General features: G+C 74.7%; 21 protein-coding genes. 15 read left to right on the forward strand and 6 right to left on the reverse strand.

The window, feature by feature from the left end; genetic code table 11:
• Positions 1–77: 77 nt before the first annotated feature.
• The 3 genes from EDF20_RS05425 to EDF20_RS05435 are packed head-to-tail and all read right to left on the reverse strand — an operon-like array spanning position 78 to position 3,180.
• Complete coding sequence (locus EDF20_RS05425) at positions 78–731, reverse strand: thermonuclease family protein (protein WP_133737908.1); 654 nt, start codon at positions 729–731, stop codon at positions 78–80.
• Positions 728–2,167 (reverse strand): MFS transporter, encoded by a 1,440-nt coding sequence (locus tag EDF20_RS05430; protein ID WP_133737909.1) that lies wholly within the window; start codon positions 2,165–2,167, stop codon positions 728–730. The genes EDF20_RS05425 and EDF20_RS05430 overlap by 4 nt, the downstream gene beginning before the upstream one ends.
• A 35-nt stretch (positions 2,168–2,202) precedes the next feature.
• On the reverse strand, positions 2,203–3,180 hold the full coding sequence (locus EDF20_RS05435; protein WP_133737910.1) for a winged helix DNA-binding domain-containing protein: 978 nt from the start codon (positions 3,178–3,180) through the stop codon (positions 2,203–2,205).
• Between the two features lie 33 nt (positions 3,181–3,213).
• Here EDF20_RS05435 and EDF20_RS15590 point away from each other — a divergent pair, with 33 nt between their 5' ends.
• From EDF20_RS15590 to EDF20_RS05495, 13 genes are all read left to right on the forward strand, one after another.
• On the forward strand, positions 3,214–3,351 hold the full coding sequence (locus tag EDF20_RS15590) for a hypothetical protein (protein WP_166644753.1): 138 nt from the start codon (positions 3,214–3,216) through the stop codon (positions 3,349–3,351).
• A 146-nt stretch (positions 3,352–3,497) separates the two neighbouring features.
• Positions 3,498–5,627, forward strand: coding sequence for a carboxypeptidase-like regulatory domain-containing protein (locus EDF20_RS05440; RefSeq protein WP_133737911.1), 2,130 nt, complete (start codon positions 3,498–3,500; stop codon positions 5,625–5,627).
• 243 nt (positions 5,628–5,870) lie between these two features.
• Complete coding sequence (locus EDF20_RS05445; RefSeq protein ID WP_133737912.1) at positions 5,871–6,233, forward strand: hypothetical protein; 363 nt, start codon at positions 5,871–5,873, stop codon at positions 6,231–6,233.
• A gap of 210 nt (positions 6,234–6,443) precedes the next feature.
• Positions 6,444–7,652: an alcohol dehydrogenase catalytic domain-containing protein gene (locus EDF20_RS05450; RefSeq protein ID WP_133737913.1), complete on the forward strand. Its 1,209-nt coding sequence runs from the start codon at positions 6,444–6,446 to the stop codon at positions 7,650–7,652.
• A 110-nt stretch (positions 7,653–7,762) separates the two neighbouring features.
• Positions 7,763–8,749, forward strand: a complete 987-nt coding sequence (locus EDF20_RS05455; RefSeq protein ID WP_133737914.1) for an aldo/keto reductase — start codon at positions 7,763–7,765, stop codon at positions 8,747–8,749.
• A gap of 117 nt (positions 8,750–8,866) precedes the next feature.
• Complete coding sequence (locus tag EDF20_RS05460; RefSeq protein WP_133737915.1) at positions 8,867–9,145, forward strand: acylphosphatase; 279 nt, start codon at positions 8,867–8,869, stop codon at positions 9,143–9,145.
• A 266-nt stretch (positions 9,146–9,411) separates the two neighbouring features.
• On the forward strand, positions 9,412–9,936 hold the full coding sequence (locus EDF20_RS05465; RefSeq protein WP_208292576.1) for a methylated-DNA--[protein]-cysteine S-methyltransferase: 525 nt from the start codon (positions 9,412–9,414) through the stop codon (positions 9,934–9,936).
• 1 nt (position 9,937) lies between these two features.
• Positions 9,938–10,564: a sigma-70 family RNA polymerase sigma factor gene (locus EDF20_RS05470; RefSeq protein WP_133737916.1), complete on the forward strand. Its 627-nt coding sequence runs from the start codon at positions 9,938–9,940 to the stop codon at positions 10,562–10,564.
• Positions 10,561–11,223 carry a methylated-DNA--[protein]-cysteine S-methyltransferase gene (locus EDF20_RS05475; RefSeq protein WP_133737917.1) on the forward strand — a complete coding sequence of 221 codons (663 nt, stop codon included), beginning with the start codon at positions 10,561–10,563 and terminating at the stop codon, positions 11,221–11,223. Before EDF20_RS05470 ends, EDF20_RS05475 begins: the two co-directional genes overlap by 4 nt.
• The gene (locus EDF20_RS05480) at positions 11,220–11,819 is read left to right on the forward strand and encodes a DNA-3-methyladenine glycosylase I (protein ID WP_208292577.1); all 600 of its coding nucleotides are present in this window, start codon (positions 11,220–11,222) and stop codon (positions 11,817–11,819) included. The genes EDF20_RS05475 and EDF20_RS05480 overlap by 4 nt, the downstream gene beginning before the upstream one ends.
• Positions 11,816–12,730 (forward strand): AlkA N-terminal domain-containing protein, encoded by a 915-nt coding sequence (locus tag EDF20_RS05485; RefSeq protein WP_243833375.1) that lies wholly within the window; start codon positions 11,816–11,818, stop codon positions 12,728–12,730. Before EDF20_RS05480 ends, EDF20_RS05485 begins: the two co-directional genes overlap by 4 nt.
• A 57-nt stretch (positions 12,731–12,787) precedes the next feature.
• A complete protein-coding gene (locus EDF20_RS05490) occupies positions 12,788–13,168 on the forward strand; it encodes a hypothetical protein (protein ID WP_133737918.1) in 381 nt (126 codons plus the stop codon).
• A 121-nt stretch (positions 13,169–13,289) separates the two neighbouring features.
• Complete coding sequence (locus EDF20_RS05495; protein ID WP_133737919.1) at positions 13,290–14,570, forward strand: M18 family aminopeptidase; 1,281 nt, start codon at positions 13,290–13,292, stop codon at positions 14,568–14,570.
• A 138-nt stretch (positions 14,571–14,708) separates the two neighbouring features.
• On the opposite strand, the gene EDF20_RS05500 is transcribed toward EDF20_RS05495, so the two are convergent.
• Complete coding sequence (locus EDF20_RS05500) at positions 14,709–15,374, reverse strand: alpha/beta hydrolase (protein WP_133737920.1); 666 nt, start codon at positions 15,372–15,374, stop codon at positions 14,709–14,711.
• Between the two features lie 48 nt (positions 15,375–15,422).
• Between EDF20_RS05500 and EDF20_RS05505 the strand changes: the two genes are divergently transcribed.
• Positions 15,423–16,031: a DUF1990 family protein gene (locus tag EDF20_RS05505; protein ID WP_133737921.1), complete on the forward strand. Its 609-nt coding sequence runs from the start codon at positions 15,423–15,425 to the stop codon at positions 16,029–16,031.
• A gap of 42 nt (positions 16,032–16,073) precedes the next feature.
• On the opposite strand, the gene EDF20_RS05510 is transcribed toward EDF20_RS05505, so the two are convergent.
• Positions 16,074–16,772, reverse strand: coding sequence for an SRPBCC domain-containing protein (locus EDF20_RS05510; protein WP_133737922.1), 699 nt, complete (start codon positions 16,770–16,772; stop codon positions 16,074–16,076).
• A 139-nt stretch (positions 16,773–16,911) separates the two neighbouring features.
• Between EDF20_RS05510 and EDF20_RS05515 the strand changes: the two genes are divergently transcribed.
• Positions 16,912–18,045, forward strand: a complete 1,134-nt coding sequence (locus EDF20_RS05515; RefSeq protein ID WP_133737923.1) for an alpha/beta fold hydrolase — start codon at positions 16,912–16,914, stop codon at positions 18,043–18,045.
• A gap of 26 nt (positions 18,046–18,071) precedes the next feature.
• On the opposite strand, the gene EDF20_RS05520 is transcribed toward EDF20_RS05515, so the two are convergent.
• On the reverse strand, positions 18,072–19,352 hold the full coding sequence (locus EDF20_RS05520; RefSeq protein ID WP_133737924.1) for an Nramp family divalent metal transporter: 1,281 nt from the start codon (positions 19,350–19,352) through the stop codon (positions 18,072–18,074).
• Positions 19,353–19,455 lie beyond the last annotated feature (103 nt).

Below are 19,455 nucleotides of genomic sequence, written 5' to 3' on the forward strand. Positions count from 1 at the left end.
CGCCGGGGCGCCGGGCCGCCGGGGCGCCGGGGCGCCGGGGCGCCGGGGCGGAGTCCGGCCGGGCAGGGCAGGCCAGGTCAGCGGCAGGCGCCCCAGAGGCCGGCGCCGGAGTCACGGGCGGCGGCCTCGGCCGCGACGAACGCGTCGCGGTAGCGGTACGGCTGGTCGTAGGTGTCCTCCTCGCCGAGGCCGGAGGCGACCAGCTGCTGGTTCAGCAGGCCGCCTCCCTCGGTCCAGACGTAGCGCAGCAGCCGGTCGTAGCGGTCGGCGTCGCCCTGCGAGGCGTCGTCCTCGAGCCAGACGGTCGACCCGACGGGCAGGGCGTCGGTCGTGAACGCGCTCGCCTCGGGGCCGAAGCAGTCGACGGGGGCATCGGGCTTGACGGTCTCGGGGGTGTCGACGCCGATCAGGCGGAGGCGCTCGCGAGCGCCGTCGGCGGCGACCACCACGACCGTGTCGCCGTCGACGACGCGCTCGACGGTCGCCGGCACGGCCGAGGCAGGGACGCTCGACGGGACGGAGGCGTCGGCCGAGGGGGGCCGGACGGTCCCGTCGGACGAGCCGCCCGACGAGCCGCCGGTCGCCCCGCCGTCGAGCAGCTGCGGGAACGCGATGACGACGACGGCCCCGACCAGCACCACGGCGAGGCCGATGAGGGCACGGCGACCTGCGCCCCGGGTCCGGGCGCGAGAGCGGCTGCGGCGACGCTGTGCCGCGGTCGAGCGGCTCACTCGGCCAGCCTCGTGCCGCGCAGCTCGGGCAGGGCCAGCGCCGCCACGGCCGCGACGACGAACACGCCGCCGAACACCGCGAAGAGCACCGGCGTGCCGCCGAGCACGAGGAGGGGCGGCACCGTCAGCGGGGCCGCGATCGACGCGATCCGGCCCACGCCCGCGGCCCAGCCCGCCCCCGTGCCGCGCAGCCGAGTCGGGTAGAGCTCGGGGGTGACGGCGTACAGCGCGCCCCACGCGCCGAGGTTGAAGAACGACAGGAACATGCCCGACACGACGATCTGCGTCGCGCTGCCGCTGACCGCGCCGAAGCCGAAGGCGGTCGCCGCGACGGCCGACCCGAGCAGGAACACGGCGAGCGTGCCGCGACGCCCCCACCGCTCGATCAGCCAGGCCGACGCGGCGTAGCCGGGCAGCTGCGCGAGCGTGATCAGCAGCGTGTACTCGAACGACTTCACGAGCGGGAAGCCCGCCTCGACCAGCAGGGTCGGCAGCCAGACGAAGGCCCCGTAGTACGAGAAGTTGGTCATGAACCAGACGACCCAGATCGCGACGGTGCGACGCCGGAGGCCGTCACGGAGCAGTGCAGCCGCCGAGGAGGCGCGGGGCGCGTCGGCCGGGCGCGCGTCGGCCCGGCTCGGGTCGGCAGGGCGGGCATCGGCCCGGCTCGGGTCGGCCGGGCGTGTGCCGGCCGCCGCTCGCGGTGCCGCCGAGGGCTGGGCGATGCCCGCCGCCTCCTCGAACGCGCGCACCGTCCGCTCGGCCTCGTCGTGCCGCCCCTTCCCCTCGAGGAACCGCACCGACTCGGGCATCCGCAGCCGCACGAACACGGCGTAGAGGGCCGGCAGCGCACCGATCAGGAGCGCCCAGCGCCAGCCGTCGTCGCTCAGGGGGATCACCAGCCAGCCGACCAGCGCGGCGGCGATCGAGCCGAGGGCCCAGAACGCCTCGAGCAGCACGACGACGCGCCCGCGGATGCGGCGGGGCGAGAACTCGGACACGAGCGTCGAGGCCACCGGCAGCTCGGCGCCGAGGCCGAGCCCGACCACGAAGCGGAGCACCAGCAGCGCCCCGACCGACCAGCTGAGGGCGCTGAGGCCCGTCGCGAGGCCGTAGACGAGCAGGGTCAGGGCGAAGACCGTCTTGCGGCCGAGCCGATCGGAGAGCGACCCGCCGACGGCGGCGCCGATCGCCATGCCCGCGAAGCCGGCCGAGGCGACGAAGGCGAGGGCCCCCTTGTCGCTGCTCCACACGACCGCGAGCTGGGCGATCACGAACGAGAGCAGCCCGACGTCGAGCGCGTCGAGGGCCCAGCCGAGGCCCGACCCGACGAGCAGGCGCCCGTGCTTGCGGGTGAACGGCAGCTCGTCGAGCCGCTCGGTGCGGGTGGGAGGCCCGGGCGTGCCGGGCGTGGGGGTCGCGACGTCGTCGGTCATCGAGGTTCCTGTGCTGAGGACGGCACGACGCAGGGTCAGGGCGACGTGGGCGCCGACGCGGGGCCCTCGGCGAGCGCGAGGCCGAGGTGCTGCGCGTACTGCTCGGCCCGGCGTCGCACCTGGGCGCGTCGACGTTCGGTCCACGCTACCCAGGGATCGACCTCGATCGCGACCGTGCCGCGCGCGACCGTGCGTCGCCAGGTGCCGACCACGTGCCCGTCGACCGTGACGGCCGGCAGGAACAGCCCGTTCGAGGACGGCACGAGACGGGAGGCGTCGGCCGGGTCGAGCGACGCCTCCCGGGCCCCGTAGCCGAGCAGCAGCTCGCCGAACGGCGGCAGGAGGCGCAGGTCGCCTCGTGCGGGACGCCCCGGCTCCGCCTCCCCCTCCGTCCGCTCGATCCAGGTCTCGCCGTCGAGCACGGTGGCCTCCACGTCGTCGACGAGGGAGACCGCGTGCCGCGCCTCGGTCAGCGTCAGCCCGCCCCACCACGCGAGGTCGCGCACCGTCGCCGGGCCGCGCCGTGCCAGCCACCGGCGGATGTACTCGGCGAGCGCCTCCTCCCGGTCGTCGATGCGGCGGGAGCCGGGGATCCACTCCTCGAACAGGGCGAAGCGCTGCTGCGTGCCCCGGGGCGCCGCGAACACGATCACGCACCGGGCGCTCAGCCAGCGCAGCAGGTGCGAGCCGCGCTCGCCGGCGGTGTCGACGCCGTGACGGGCGACGGCCCCGAGGAGGTCGGGCCTCGAGAGCTCGCCGTGCTCGGCGAGGGCCGAGACCACCGCCTCCGCTGCCGAGCATCGCCCGCGTCGTCGCCGCGACCGTCGGCTCGCCCGCGACGGAGATGCGCTGGGCGGCGGTCCGGGCGACGGCGACCTCGCGCAGGTGCGCCGCGGAGACGGGACCGGTCTGACGGCCGATCGAGGAAGCGCGGACCATGCCCGCAGTGCACGAGCCGTGAGAGTGCCCGGCGAGGACGGGGCGAGGACGATGTGCCCGTAGGCTCCGCGCACCGGACCAGCTCGGTCCGAGACGGAGGCACCACCATGGCAGAGAAATCAGCGAAGAAGACCACCGCGAAGGTCGCCGTCCGCAGCCTCAAGGAGAAGCGCGCGGACAAGAAGGCCAAGAGCGGCACCGCGTCGCACTCCGAGGACGCGGTCTCGAACGTCAAGAAGCGCTAGACCGCCGGTCGGGGGACGTCACGGCGACGTGATCCCCCTGACCGCAGGGGCCTCTCGTACTCGCGATCCGGCCAGCGGGTGACAAGCGGGCCCTTCGTGAAATAACCTCAGCCGGGGGCACCACGGCCCCCGTCTGGGAGGCCCGCATGCTCGACCGTTCCACTGCCCGTTCTGGCCGGCCCTCGCGGCTGCCGCGTCGAGCCTCGCTCCGCGGCCTCGCCGCCGCGACCACCACCGGCGTCGTCGCGCTGGCCCTCGCCCTCGGGGGCGCGACCGGCGCCTCCGCCGCCCAGGGCTCGTCCTGGGGCGAGTTCCAGGTCTCCGGCTCGGCACGCGGCTACACCGGGACGATGACGCTGGCGGGCGGGTTCCCCGTCACGACCTTCACCTCGACCTCACGGCAGGCGACGGTCCCGAGCGGCTCGAGCACGTGGCAGGCGGCCTCGACTCCGCCCGGCGCCCAGTACGGCACCAGCCGCGGGCTGCCGTACCTGAACCAGCGGCCCTCACAGGACTCGCCGACCGCGGCCGGCGCCGCCGTGACCACCTACTCGTTCGAGTCGGCCACGCCGTCGTCCGGCTGGTCGTTCGTGCTCGGCGACATCGACGCCGACCAGGCGACGATCACCGCCACGGGCGTCGGAGGCGCGGTCGTGACGGCGGCGCAGCTCGGCTTCCAGGGCACCTACAACTACTGCGCCGGCACGGGCACCCCGTCGTGCGACAGCGCCGGCACCGGCGACCAGCCGCGCTGGGACGCCGCCACGGCGACGCTGGTCGGCAACCCCGCCGCCGCCGACACCGAGGGCGCGGCGGGCTGGTTCAGCCCGAGCGTGCCGCTCGAGACGCTGACCATCACGTACCAGCAGCGCAGCGGGTTCCCGGTGTACCAGACCTGGTTCGCCACCAAGACGTTCAGCGCCTCGGGGACGGCGACCGTGGGGACGGGCGACGCGGCGACGCCGTACGCCGGCGCACGCGTCACCGTGACGAACGCCGCAGGTGACGTCGTCGGCACGACGGAGACGGGCCCGGACGGGACGTACTCGTTCGCCGCGCTGGTCGCCGCTCCCGGCTACTCGGTGTCGATCGCGGAGCCGGACGGCTCCGCTCCCGCCGCGGACCTGTCGTTCTCCCTCGCCACCGCTGACCAGGTCGGGCTGGACTTCGCCTTCCCGACCGTCGTGGCGCCTCCGGCGACCGCCGTCCTCACCGGTGTCGTGACGGTCGACGGCCAGCGCGCCCCCGACCGCGTGGTCCAGCTGTTCGGGGACGGCGACACCGACCCGCTCGGGACGACGACGACCGGCGCCGACGGCACGTTCGAGTTCGCCGGGCTCGACCCCGACGGCCTGTACTCGGTCGTCGACGTGGCCTCGGGGACGGAGTTCGAGGCCATCGCGCCGGACGACCCCGACGCCGACGGGACCACCTTCTACGACGTCGACTCCCCGGCCCCGACGGTCGACGTCACCGGCACGGTCGCGAACGCCGACGGCACGCCCGCGGCGAACGAGACGCTCGACTTCATCCCGGTGCCCGACGAGGGCACCGCGCAGCCGACTGGCCCCGACGTGTCGGTCGTGACCGGTCCCGACGGCAGCTTCGAGGCCGACGGGCTCACGCCCGGCGCCGACTACGTGGTCGTCGTCGGGGACGACGCCGAGCACCCCATCCCGTTCACGGCGCCCGAGCTGGGCGAGACGCCCGCGCCCTTCGTCCTCGTCGTGCCCACGGCCGCGGCCGTCGCCGTGGACGGCACGGTCGTCGACTCGGCCGGTGCACTCGCCCCCGGCGTCGTGGTGAGCGTCCTCCCGGTCGGCAGCGACGTGCCCGTGGCGACCGCCACCACCGACGCAGCCGGCCGCTTCGTGTTCGCCGACCTGACGCCCGGGACCACGTACCGCCTCGCGGTGACGGGCGCAGGAGACCCGACCGAGTTCGTCGCGTACGTCGACCGCACCCTGGGCACCTTCGCCCTGCTCGCCACCGAGGCGCCCCCGGTCGAGCCGCCGGTCACCGACCCCGGTGCGGGAACGCCGAGCACGCCCCCCGCAGGCGGCGCAGGCACCGGCGGGAACGGCGCCGGCACGAGCACCGGCACGGCCGGCGGTCGCGGGCCCCTCGCCTTCACCGGCAGCGACGTCGACCAGCCGCTCCTGCTCGCGGGCGGGCTGCTCGCCGCAGGGCTGGGTCTCGTGGCCGGTGGGGCCGCGTTGCGGCGTCGTCGCACAGCGCTGGCCACGGCGGCGGAGGCCCGCTCCTCGCGAGGCTGACTCGCGCCTCCTCGGCTCGGAGCTGGGAATGACCTCCGAACAGAACGGTCTGCACGCAGGTCCGGACGCCCCTGACGCGTCCGGACTTCCGCGCCGCCGTGGGTATCGGGACGCCTCTGTGCCACCGCCCACCGAACGAGTCGGATGTCAAGGGGCCTTCCGCCGGCCGCCGCGGGATCGGTAGCGTCCAGGACGCACGATCGGCGACGCCGCCCGGCGCCGCCTCGACCTGAGGAGGTCCCCGTGAAGAAGCGTCACTCCATCGGCACCACCGTCCTGGCCGTCGCCCTGTTCACCGGCGCCGGCACCGCAGCCCAGGCGCAGGCCGCCACGGCCGCCCCCGCCGACTACTGCGCGCCCTCCGTCGGCTGCGCCGTCGACCCGGTCACCGGCGACCGCATCTTCGTCAACACCCCCGACCTGACCCAGAAGGAGAGGACGCTCATGCTGGAGTGCAACCACGGCATGGGCGGCGCGCTGCTGACCGCGGCCGGAGGCGTCGTCAAGAAGAACTGGGGCAGCGTCCTCAAGGGCGCCGGCAAGGCGGCCGAGACGGCGACGGGTCCGTGCAAGGACCTGTGGGACTCGACGACCCGCCTGCGCTGACCGGCTCGGGAACGAGCGCGAGACGCCCTCGACCTCCTCTGGGTCGGGGGCGTCGTCGCGTCTCGGCCTGGGCCCGCACGCCCGACGAGCCACGTCTGTACCCCGGACGCGGAGGCGACTCGGCGGGTGCCGCCGGTCGCCCGGGCCTACCGTGCACGCCGTGCCCGGCGGACTCCCGTGGGCGCAGCCGCACCGATCGAGGAGGCACACATGAAGGCAGTCGTCTGGCACGGCATCGGGGACATCCGTCTCGACGAGGTCGACAAGCCCACCATCCAGGACGCGAACGACGCGATCGTCCGCATCACCCGCAGCGCGATCTGCGGCACGGACCTCCACTTCGTGCGCGGCACGATGGCGCCGATGGAAGAGGGCACCGTCCTCGGGCACGAGGCCGTCGGCGTCGTGGAGCAGGTCGGCGACGCGGTGCGCGGCTTCAGCCCCGGCGACCGCGTCGTGATCAACAGCACCGTGTCGTGCGGCGCCTGCCGGTACTGCCGCGAGGGCCACACCGCCCAGTGCGACGTCGCCAACGCGAACGGGCCGGACGCGGGCACCGCCTTCTTCGGCGGGCCGGCCTCGACCGGGCCGATCGACGGCCTCCAGGCCGAGTACGTGCGCGTCCCCTGGGCGCGCAACACGCTGCACCCGCTGCCCGACACGGTCAGCGACGAGCAGGCGATCCTGCTCAGCGACATCTACCCCACCGGCTGGTTCGGCGCGGAGCTCGCCGGCGTCCGTCGCGGCGACGTCGTCGCCGTGCTCGGGGCGGGCATCGTGGGGCAGTTCGCGATCGCGTCCGCGTTCCAGCAGGGCGCCTCCCGCGTCATCGCGATCGACGGCCTCGAGGACCGCCTGGCCCAGGCTCTGGCCCAGAACGCCGAGGTGGTCGACTTCAACCGCGAGGACCCGGTCCAGGCCGTGAAGGACCTCACGGGGGGCATCGGCGTCGACGCCGTCATCGACGCCGTCGGGGTCGACGCGCAGCACCCCGTCTCGGGCCCTGCCGCTCCCTCCGACGAGGAGAAGGGCAGCTTCGAGCAGGAGGTCGCGCAGGTCGCACCCGACGCCGCTCCGCAGGGCGACCTGTGGGTGCCCGGCAGCGCGCCGTCGCAGGCGGCGCGCTGGGCCGTCGAGATCGTCGCGAAGTACGGCCGGATCGGCATCATCGGCGTCTACTCGCCCACCGTCGAGTCGTACCCGATCGGGGCGGCCATGCTCAAGAACCTCACGATCCGGATGGGCAACTGCGACCACCACTCGGTGACTCCCCCGCTGATCGAGCGCGTCGCCGCCGGGCTGTTCGACCCGACTGCGCTCATCACCGAGCGCGAGCCCGTCGGCGACGCGATCGCCGCGTACGAAGCGTTCGACCGGCGTGAGCCGGGCTGGCTCAAGGTCGAGCTGACGACCGCGTAGGCCCCGGCCCCTCGGGGCGCGAGGCGAACGAGGAGGTGCGGTGCAGGGACGACCTGCATCGCACCTCCTGCATTCGGTCGCCGCACAGCGCACGGGTGTTGCCTGACGCCATGAAGAACACCACACTCGGCAGCGTCGACGGCGGACTCGACGTGGGCCGCATCGGCCTCGGCCTCATGGGCATGTCCGCCTTCTACACCGGCAGCGGGACCGACGACGACGAGTCGGTGCGCGTGATCCACGCCGCTCTCGGCCACGGCGTCACCCTGCTCGACACGGCCGACATGTACGGCCCGCACACCAACGAGCAGCTGCTCGGCCGGGCGCTCAAGGGCCGTCGCGACGACGCCGTCGTCGCGACCAAGTTCGGCAACGTCACCGATCCGGAGGCGCGGGCCGAACGCACGATCGACGGTCGCCCGGAGTACGTGCGCACCTCGATCGACGGCTCGCTGAAGCGACTCGGGATCGACCACGTCGACCTCTACTACCAGCACCGCGTCGACCCCCTGGTGCCGATCGAGGACACCGTCGGGGCCATGGGCGAGCTGGTCGAGGCCGGCAAGGTGCGGTTCCTCGGTCTCTCTGAGGCGTCGCCCGAGACGATCCGCCGCGCGCACGCCACCCACCCGATCACGGCGCTGCAGACGGAGTGGTCGCTGTGGAGCCGCGAGGCCGAGGCCGAGGTGCTGCCGACCGTCCGCGAGCTCGGCATCGGCTTCGTGCCGTACTCGCCGCTCGGCCGCGGGTTCCTGACGGGCACCCTGCGCTCGGTCGACGAGCTCGCCGACGACGACTTCCGCCGGTTCAACCCGCGGTTCGAGGGCGACAACCTCAAGGCCAACGTGCGGATCGTCGAGCAGGTCGACGAGGTCGCCCGCCAGGTCGGCGCGAAGCCCGGCCAGGTCGCCCTCGCCTGGCTGCTCGCCAAGGGCGAGGGCATCGTGCCGATCCCGGGCACGAAGCGCCGCACGTACCTCGACGAGAACGTCGCCGCCGACGCGATCGAGCTCACCGAGGAGCAGGTGCACCAGCTCGACGACGTCGCCGCGCCGAAGGGCGACCGCTACTCGGACATGTCGACCATCGACCGCTGAGCACGGTCCTCGAGGGCGGGTCTCCCAGCGCGCGGCAGGTCGGTCTCGACCCGTCCTCGGCCCGGAGGCCCGCCCTCGACGCGTCCGGGGACGGGGAGGCGCGGGTACGGTCGACCGATGGACGACGTGATCAGACGACGCGCCCTCGTGCACGGCACCGTGCAGGGCGTCGGGTACCGCTTCTCGACCGAGGGCGAGGCGGACCGCCTCGCCGTCGACGGCTTCGTGCGCAACCGCTCCGACGGCACCGTCGAGGTGGAGGTCGAGGGCGAGCCCGAGGCTGTCGGCCGACTGCTGGCCTGGCTCGAGGAGGGCCCCGCCGGCGCCGACGTGTCGCGCGTCGAGGTGGAGGAGCTCGCCCCCACCGGCGAGGGCGGCTTCGAGACGCGGCGCTGAGGCGTCGCCGACCTACGAGGCCCTGGACGAGGAGGACCCGGCCCGGGTGCTCGCACGCACCCGACAGCGTGGAGTCCCCGGACCGGGCCGGTGGCGCCCGTGAAGGGCGCGCCCTCAGTAGTACCAGGCCGCGCCGGGGCGTCTGCTGAGACTCGCGGCTCATGTTCTGATCCGTGCACCCTCCGCAAGTTCCCGCGCCTCACCTCACACAGGAGGCGCGGCGCGCGTCTCCATGATGAGTACGATCAGCCGAGACAGGAGCCCCGATGAGCACGATCTCCGTCGTCCACACGACGATCGACAGCCCCGTGGGCGAGTTGACGCTCGTCGGCGGCGAGGACGGCGTCACGGGCTTGTTCTTCTCCGACCACCGTCGTCTGCCCGACCCTGCCAGCTTCGGCGCCCGATCGTCGGTCGGCACCGGCCTGTCCGACTTCGTCGAGGTCGAGAGCCCGCTCGCCGCGTGGTTCGCCGGCGAGCGTCGTGCCTTCGACCTGCCCCTCGCGCCGGTCGGCACGGACTTCCGGCAGCGCGTGTGGCAGCAGCTCGCGACCATCCCCTGGGGCGAGACCCGCACCTACGGGCAGCTCGCGGCCGCCCTCGGCGACGTCAGGCTCGCCCGAGCCGTCGGCACCGCCAACGGGGCCAACCCGCTGAACATCCTCCTGCCGTGCCATCGAGTCGTCGGCTCCGCCGGTTCGCTCACCGGGTACGCCGGCGGGCTGGTCCGCAAGCGGTTCCTGCTCGACCACGAGGCACCGGCGTCGGCCGGCTCCGGTCGGCTCTTCTGAGATGCCGCCCTTCGATCGCGTCGTCGAGCTGCACGGCACCACCGTCCTCCGGGTCTGTCGTGCCCTGCTCGAGCCGACCGACGCCGACGACGCCTGGTCGGAGACGTTCCTGGCCGCCCTGGTCGCCTGGCCGGACCTCCCGTCCGACGTCAACGTCGAGGCGTGGCTCGTGACCGTCGCCCGTCGCAAGGCCCTCGACGTCATCCGTGCCAGGGACCGTCGGCCCCAGCCCGTCGAGCACCTGCCGGAGCCCGGGGCGGACGGCGAGTCGTCGTCGGCGGCCTTCGACGAGGTCCTCGCCCGCGACGACGCCCTCCTCCGCGCGGTCCGGTCCCTGCCCGAGGGGCAACGCGACGCGGTCGTGCTGCACCACCTCGCCGGGCTGAGCCACCTCGAGGTCGCCGAGCTGACCGGCCGCAGCCACGCCGCGTGTCGACGTTCGGCGGCCGACGGCGTCGCCGCCCTGCGCAACGTGCTCGGCGAGCGCGACGAGAAAGGCTCCACTCCCACCCTCCCGACCCGCCCGACCGGCCCGACCGGCTCGACCGGCTCGACGGCGATCCGACCCGAGGCACCCCGACCCGAGGGGCCCCGACGTACGAGACCCCGAGAAGGAGCACGCCCGTGAACGACACCGCACCCGACGTCGATACGACGGCGCAGCACCGCCTCGTCGAGGCGACCGACACCGAGCCTGGCCCCGGCCTCGACGCACACCTCGACCTCCTCCGCGCCCGACTCGCGGACCAGGCTGCGGTCGTCGGCACCGTCGACGTCTTCTGGCGAACCATCCCCTCGCCAGTCGGGCTGCTGCTGCTCTGCGCGACGGACGTCGGTCTCGTCCGCGTGGCCTTCGACATCGAGGACCACGACGCCGTGCTCGACCGCGTCGCCGCGCAGGTCGGCTCCCGGGTGCTGCGGTCCGGCCGGCAGCTCGACGAGGTGGCGGTCGAGATCGACCAGTACTTCGCCGGGCGGCGCCGGGACTTCGACCTCGTGCTCGACCGCAGGCTGTCCCGGGGCTTCCAGCGGACCGTGCTCGAGCACCTGCCCGAGATCCCCTACGGCGAGACGACGAGCTACGCCCGCGTCGCCACCGCGAGCGGCAGCCCGAGGGCCGTCCGAGCCGTCGGCACGGCCTGCGCGACGAACCCCCTGCCGGTCGTGGTTCCCTGCCACCGCGTGGTCCGCAGCGACGGCACCCCGGGTCGTTACCGCGGCGGCGAGGCCGCCAAGGCGGTCCTGCTCGGGCTCGAGTCGCAGCTCTCGGCCGGAGCGCGCTCGTGAGCGGCGTGGTGGTCGGCGACGACGGCCTGGCCCGACCACCGTGGGCTGCCGTCGACCCGCTGATGCGCGAGTACTACGACACCGAGTGGGGCATGCCCGTCCGCGACGAGCGCGGGCTCTTCGAGCGGCTGAGCCTCGAGGCCTTCCAGTCGGGGCTGTCGTGGGCCACCATCCTCCGCAAGCGCGAGGCGTTCCGCTCCGCGTTCCGCGACTTCGACCCCGACGTGGTGGCCGGCTTCGACGACGCCGACCGCGAGCGTCTGCTCGCCGACGCGGGCATCGTGCGGAACCGGCTCAAGATCGACGCGACGATCACGAACGCCCGCGCGACGGTGGCCCTCCGCGAGCGCGGCGGGCTCGTCGACCTCGTGTGGTCGCACCGGCCGACCGCGACCCCGCGTCCCGTCGAGCTCGCCGACGTCCCCACGACCTCCCCCGAGTCGGTCGCGCTCTCGAAGTCGCTCAAGGCAGTCGGCTTCGCCTTCGTCGGCCCGACGACGATGCACGCGCTGATGGAGGCCACCGGGATCGTCGACACCCACCTGGTCGACAGCCACCGACGAGGGTCGTCGGGCGTGTGGGAGGCGGCACGGTGACCGACCTCGTCCTCGCCCCGCTCGAGCTGCGCCTCGAGACCGACGGCCCGTACGACGCCGCACACGCGATCGGCCTCCTCGCGGCGCACAGCGTGCCGGGGGCGGAGCTGACCGACGTCACGGCCGGCACGCACTCCCGCCTCGTCGACGTGGCAGCGGCCGATGAGCCGTCGCGCGTGCTGCGGCTCGACCTGCGCCTCGAGCCGAGCGGCGTCGACGTCGTGGCCACCGCCTCCCCGGGGCTCGCCCCCTCGCCGGACGACCGCGACCGGGTCGAGCGTCTCGTCCGTCGGTGGCTCGACCTCGACGCCGACTCCTCCGGCGTGCTCGCCGCGCTCGGCGACGACCTCGTGCTCGGCCCGCTCGTCCGCGCACGGCCCGGCATCCGCATCACCGGCAGCCCCGACGGGTGGGAGGCGGCGGTCACCACCGTGCTGGGCCAGCAGGTCTCGCTCGCCGCGGCCCGCACTTTCGCGGGACGGCTCGTCGCCGCGCTCGGCACCGACGTGGCCGGGACGGGACTCCGCAGGTTCCCCCGCGCCGACGTCGTCGCGGCCCTGCCGGTCGACGAGCTCCGGGCCGCCGTCGGGGTCACCGGCGCCCGGGGCCGGACGCTGCACGCCGTCGCCGAGGCCGTGGCCGGCGGTCTCGTCATCGCGCCCGACCGCGACGTCGCAGCCGTCCGTGCGTCGCTGCTGGCCCTGCCCGGCATCGGTCCGTGGACGGTCGACTACCTGTCGGTCCGGGCCCTGGGCGACCGGGACGCGTACCCCGCGGGCGACCTCGTGCTCAGGCGGGCGCTCGGCGGCGTGACCACGAAGCAGGCCGAGGTCGCGTCCGCGCCCTGGGCCCCGTGGCGCGCCTACGCCCTCTTCCACCTGTGGTCGCACGCCCTGCCGACCGTCCCCTGACCTGCCTCCCGCACCACGCCTACTGTCGGACGAGTTCCGCCCACGAGAGGACGATCCATGAGCACCAGCCACGACCACGAGCCCCACGACGCCGCGACCGAGAGCCACGCCACCGAGGGAAGCGCCCTCGAGGAGCGCCTCGAGGAGGCCGCGCTCGCCTCCCACGACGACGACGCCGCCACGACCTCCGCCGGGCACCCGGCCGACGGGGACACCGACACCCAGGGCCGCCCCGCCGGGAGCGGGGACGCGACTCCCGAGGGCGACGTCACCGAGCGCCTCGGCGGCCCGCTGTCGGGCGAGGACGGCTACGTCGCCGTGGACCCCTCGGGTGTCTCCGGGAACCGGACGGACGGGCTGACCGCCGACGACGAGGACGGCCGCGGCGAGAGCGGGGCCGAGCCCGGCGCCCAGGTCACCGGCAGCGGCGGTCGCTGACGACCGGGTGCAGTCGGCCAGGCGCTGACGACCGTGCGCTGACGACGTCGCGCGGCAGACCGGGCACTGACGCCCCGCTGGCGACACCGACCCGTCGCCGGCATGGTGCAAGCTGGTGGGGATGACTTCCTCGCGCGCGCACCTCGACGACTTCGCCTCCTTCATCCAGGCGTCCCCCTCCTCCTTCCACGCCGCGGCCGAGGCCGCTCGTCGGCTCGACGCGGCCGGCTTCACGGCCCTGGACGAGACGGCCGAGTGGCCGACCGGCCCCGGACGGCGCTACGTCGTCCGTGACGGCGCCGTGATCGCGTGGGTCGAGCCGGGCGGCGCCTCGTCGACCACTCCGTTCCGGATCGTGGGCGCGCACACCGACTCCCCCGGCTTCAAGCTCAAGCCGAAGCCCACGACGGGCACACGGGGCTGGGTGCAGGCGGGCGTCGAGGTCTACGGCGGCCCGCTGTTCAACTCCTGGCTCGACCGCGACCTCGAGTTCGCCGGGCGGCTGGTGACCCGCTCAGGCGAGACCCCCCTCGTGCGCACCGGGCCCCTCCTCCGCATCCCGCAGCTCGCGGTGCACCTCGACCGGGGCGTCAACGCCGAGGGGCTCAAGCTCGACCCCCAGCGCCACCTCGCCCCGGTGGTCGGCGCCGGCCCGCTCGACCAGGCCGACGTGCTGGGCCACCTCGCGGGCCTCGCCGGCCTCGCGGGCTCAGACGTGGTCGGCTACGACGTCGTCGTCGCCGACACTGCCGCCCCTGCCGTGCTCGGCCTCTCGGGCGAGCTCTTCGCGGCCGGGCGGATGGACAACCTCTCGTCGACCCACGCGGGGCTCGCGGCCCTCCTCGCGACGGCCGACGCCGAGCTCGACCACGTCGCCGTGTTCGCCGCGTTCGACCACGAAGAGGTCGGTTCGGCCACTCCGTCCGGGGCCGCCGGGCCGTTCCTCGAGGACGTCCTCGCCCGTGTCTCGGCGGGCCTCGGCGCCGACGCGACCGACCACCGGCGCGCGCTCGCGGCCTCGTGGTGCCTCAGCGCCGACGCCGGGCACGCCGTCCACCCGAACTACCCCGAGCGGCACGACCCCGCGAACCAGCCCGTCGTCAACGGCGGGCCGCTGCTCAAGATCAACGCGAACCAGCGGTACGCCACCGACGGTCTCGGCGCGGCCGAGTGGGTGCGGGCGTGCGAGCAGGCCGGCGTGCCGTTCCAGGAGTTCGTCTCGAGCAACAGCGTGCCGTGCGGCTCGACCATCGGGCCGATCACGGCGACCCGCCTCGGCATCCGCACGATCGACGTCGGCGTCCCCCTGCTCGGCATGCACTCTGCCCGCGAGCTCTGCGGCGTCGACGACCCGGCCTCCCTGTCGGCTGCCGCCGCCGCGTTCCTGGCCCCCGCCTCCTAGGGGCTCATGCTCGCGGGGCGGGCGGGTCCGTCGTCAGCGGTCCGTCACGTGCGCCCGTGCAGGACGAACCCGCCCGCCTTGCCGGCGCAGCCACGCGGCCGCCAGCTGCGAGCCGGCGGCCGCCAGCCGACTCGCACGTCAGCCGAGCGCGACCTCGCCTCGCTGACCGAGGGCCCAGGCGGTCATCGCCGGCCACGCCCCGAAGCCGGAGTCGGGGCTGAGGTGCCCGCCGCCGCGCACCACGACCTGGCGGCCGTCGAGGCGGCCGCGCCACGTGTCGCCGAGGCCGAGCGGGAGCCACGGGTCGTCGTCGCCGGCCACGACGACCGAGTCGCCGACGGCCCCCGTCCCCAGGAGACGGCCGTCGAACAGCAGCGTGTCCCGCGACTCTGCGCCGGCGGCCTGACCACCGGCCTCACCGCTAGCCGTGCCGAGGGCCGCGCCGCCGTCGACGAACGCGTGCACGGCGTCCTGCCCGGCGATGAGCTCGGGCGACGGAGGCGACACGAGCGCGACCCGGTCGGCCGCGAGCGGGCGGGCCCCGGCCTGGATCCGCAGCCAGAGCAGGGTCGAGAGGCTGTGGCAGACGACCGTCACCGGGCCGGGGCCGAGGGCGGCGTGCTCCGACCGGACCGCCGCCTCCCACTCTGCGAGGTCGGGCTCGTCCGGCGAGGGCAGCTGCGGGTAGCGCACGGCGGAGCCACGCCTCCGCAGCTCGTCGGCGAGGAGGTGCTGCCAGTGGTCGGCGGGACGCCTGTTCTGCCAGCCGTGCAGCAGCAGGAACCCGGGCGCGCTCGTCGTCATCCGCCGATCCTGCCCGAGCCGTGCCGACGGACGTGCCAGGCTCGACCCATGTCGTCACAGAGCGTCCCGCCCGGGTTCGTCGACGCGTGGGCCTTCGAGGGCGAGCCCACGCTGTCGGGCCCCGTCCCCGAGGGCTTCCACGTGACTGCCGTCTCGCGACTCGTCGGCCACGGGGCGGACGACGCGCGGATCGCCGGGGACGCCGTCCTCGGCTGGCAGGTGCACAGGGGCTCCGGCTTCGTGGCTCTGCAGGTGCCCGACCGGGTGCAGGTCGGCGCCGTCAGCTCGTGGGCGATCCCGTTCGGGCCGCTGCGACCGCGGGTCGCCTGCAAGGTCGTCCGGGTGCTCGACGACGAGCCCGTCGGCGAGACCGCGGACGAGCCCGCCGACGCGCGCGGACCGGCGCGGCGCGGCGGCGCGCCGGTGCTGTCCCGCTCGACGGGGTTCCTGCACGCGGCCCTGGTCGGGCACCCGCAGCGCGGCTGGGAGAGCTACCTCGCCACGCACCACCCCGACGACCGCGTCACCCTCGACATCCGCGTCGTCTGGCGCCCTGGAGCCTGGTGGATGCGCCTGGCGGGCCCGGCGTCCGGGCTCGCGCTGCGCCTCCTGCTGCGCCGCAACCTCCGCGCCCTCGACCCCGTCCTGCGCCGCTGAGCCGACGCCTCCCGACACGGAGGCGCTGCCTGCCTGCCTGCCTCAGGCGAAGACCTCGCGCAGCCGCTGCTCCCAGGCCGCGGCCACGGCAGCGGCGTCCACGTCGTCCGCGAAGTGGTGCACGGTGACGGCGACCCCGCCGCCCCAGCGCTCCCGTCCGAAGACGCGGTACAGGGCGTCCGCGGTCCGCAGCCCGAGGAACGACCCTGAGCGCCAGTCGATGCCCGACATGACCGCGCCGACGCCCGGCAGGTCGATCACGAGCGCATCGCCGACCTCGTGGCCGGCGGTCAGCCCGAGCGCCTCGACGACGCGGTCGAACGACCCCAGCTCGCGCGACGTCGCCGGAGCCTCGGCCGAGATCCACGTCGCTGGCCGCCCCGGGAACCACGCGACGTACTCGGCCAGGGTGTGCAGGTAGAAGTCGGTGTGCGTCTCGGCGCCGTCGAGCTGGCCGTCGTCCGCGAAGACGCTGCTTTGCCGGTACCGCAGCCGCGTCGCCCCGTCGAGCTCGTCGATCACGTGCTCGAGCTCGTTCCACCAGTCGCCCTGCTCCATCCGGTTCGCCCACCGGCTCGGCGGATCCCACACGGTGACGACGCCCGGCCCCGCTGCCCCGCCGACCCGGGGCTCGACGTCGACGGGCCACAACCAGCCGGCCGACCCCGTCGTGACCGCCTCGAACACGACCTCAGGAGGCGCGGCGACGGTGATGGTCCTGGTGATGTCTGCTCGGGGCACGAGAGCCTCCTCGGGGGCGCGGGACGGTGGTGCCGATCCTGCCAGACCGACGCCTCCCGCGGGGTGCGAGACTGGTCGCCCACCGTCCCGCACCTCCTGCCCCGGCAGCGCTGCGGCACGGACACCGACGAGGAGGCGCATGGCCGTCACAGGCACACGCGGGCACACGCGCAGGCGAGGCCGCGACGAGTCCAGCACCCGCGTGCGCGTCAGCCGGGTCGAGCGCGGCGACCTCTGGGTGCGCGTGAGCACCATCGGCACGACCGGCGAGCGCCCGTTCGTGCTCGTCCCCGGCATCGGGGTCTCGTCCGACTACTTCGAGCGGCTGGCCCCGAACCTCAACTCGTTCGGCCCCGTGCACGCCCTCGACCTGCCGGGCTTCGCGGGCGTGACGCATCCCCGCACGGCGCTCACGATCCGCCAGTTCGCCGACCTCGTGGGCGCCGCCATCGACGACCTCGGGCTGAGGGACCCCATCGTCGTCGGCCACTCCATGGGCACCCAGATCGTCACCGACCTCGCGGCCCGGCGCCCCGAGCTGTCGACACTCGTGCTGATCGGCCCCGTCGTCAACCCGGCCGAGCGGCGCGTGACCGTCGCGGCGCGGCGGTTCCTGCAGGCCGCCTGGCACGAGCCCGGCCGGGTCAAGGTGCTCGCCCTGCGGGCCTACCTCGTCTGCGGGGTGCACTGGTTCTCGCAGGTGCTGCCGAAGATGATGACCTACCCGATCGAGCAGCAGCTGCCGAAGGTGCGCGCCCACACGCTCGTCATCCGCGGCGAGCACGACGCGGTCGCGCCGCGCAGCTGGGTCGAGCAGATCGGACGGCTCGTGCCGTCGTCGCGGCTCTGGGAGATGCCCGGCGCGGCCCACTCCGTCATGCACGCCCACGCGGAGGAGGTGGCGCGGCTCTGCGTCGAGCACGCCGAGCAGCCCCCGCGGCCCGGCGAGGGCGACGAGCTGCAGCACTACGCGGACGCCGGCGACGGCAGCGAGCGGGGCGAGTTCGACTTCACCCCGGAGGAGGCAGCCAAGGCGGTGCTGGCCACCGTCCGCGAAGGCGTCGCCATCGCCCGCGGCGACGACGCCGCTGTCGGCGAGGCCAAGTCCGAGCACGCGGAGGCGATGCTCGCCGCCCACGACCGCGCCGAGCGACGCCGGGCCGACGAGCAGTCGGAGGAGGCGCAGTCGGACGAGGAAGCGCGGGTCGACGACGACGACGCCGCAAGCCGCACCGGACGCACCGAGCGGGACGGCCGGACCACCGCCTCCTAGGCTCGCTGCTCCCAGGCTCGCGGCCCCTAGCCCCCGCCCGTCACCGTCAGGACGATCAGCGCGACGTTCAGCGCGATGACGACGGCGATCGCCGCCCATGCGGTGACGCGCGTACCGGTCGCGTTCCGCCCCGTGCCCATCAGGCGGGCGTCGCTCGTCACCACGACGAGCGGGACGAGGGCGAACGCGATCCCGAAGCTGAGCACCACCTGGCTCAGCACCAGCAGCCAGGTCGGGCTGACGCCCGTCGCGAGCAGCACCAGGGCAGGCACGAGCGTGACGACGCGGCGTACGAACAGGGGCACCCGCACCTTCAGCAGCCCGTGCATGATCTCGGCGCCCGCCATCGAGCCGATCGAGGTCGAGGCGAGGCCCGACGCGAGCAGCCCGACGGCGAAGAGCACGCCCACGACCGGCCCGAGGGCGTCGCGGATGGCGTCGTGGGCGCCAGGGATGGTGTCGGTGCCCGTGCGGCCGGGCAGCGTCGAGGCGGCCAGCACGAGCATCGAGATGTTGACCCCGCCGGCGACGACGAGCGCCAGCACGACGTCCCACCGCGTGGCCCGCAGCACCCGACGACGGTCGTCACCCTCGGCGACGGTGCCGTGGTGGTCGCGCACGAGGGCAGAGTGCAGGTAGACGGCGTGCGGCATGACGGTCGCACCCAGCATGGAGGCGGCGAGCAGCACCGACTGCGCGCCCTCGAAGCGCGGCACCAGGCCCTCGAGCATGCCAGGACCCGACGGAGGCGAGAAGAACAGGCCGGCGCAGAAGCCGACGGTGAGGATCGCCAGCATGCCGATGATGACCGACTGGAAGACGTGGCCCCCGCGGTACTGCGTGAGCATCAGCAGCCCCAGCGACAGGACGCCCGTGATGAGGCCACCGACGACGAGCGGGACGCCGAAGAGCAGCTGCAGGGCGAGCGCGCCGCCGATGATCTCGGCGACGTCGGTGGCCGCCGCGACGACCTCGGCCTGGCCCCAGTACGCCAGCCGGGCCGGGCGAGGCAGCCGGCGGCCCATCACCTCGGGCAGCGACTGCCCCGTGACGACGCCGAGCTTGGCCGACAGGTACTGCACGAGCACCGCGATCGCGTTCGCGGCGACGAGCACCCACAGCAGCAGGTACTGGAACTGGGCGCCGGCGGTCAGGTTCGCCGCGACGTTGCCCGGGTCGACGTAGGCGATCGCGGCGACGAACGCCGGGCCGAGCAGGGTGCCGCGCGGCCTCGGGTACGGGTGCCGTTCCGGGTTGCGGACGGGCGCCTCCTGCACGGCGGAGCCTCGAGGTCGTGTCGTCGCCATGCGTCGACCCTACACAGGTTTCGGCATGCCGAACTTTCACTTGCTGCACGACGAAAGAGCCCTGCCCGGCCTCGCGCCGAGGGGGCGCGGAGGAGGCGGAGGC

The organism is Frigoribacterium sp. PhB116 (assembly GCF_004364285.1).
GTDB lineage: Bacteria > Actinomycetota > Actinomycetes > Actinomycetales > Microbacteriaceae > Frigoribacterium.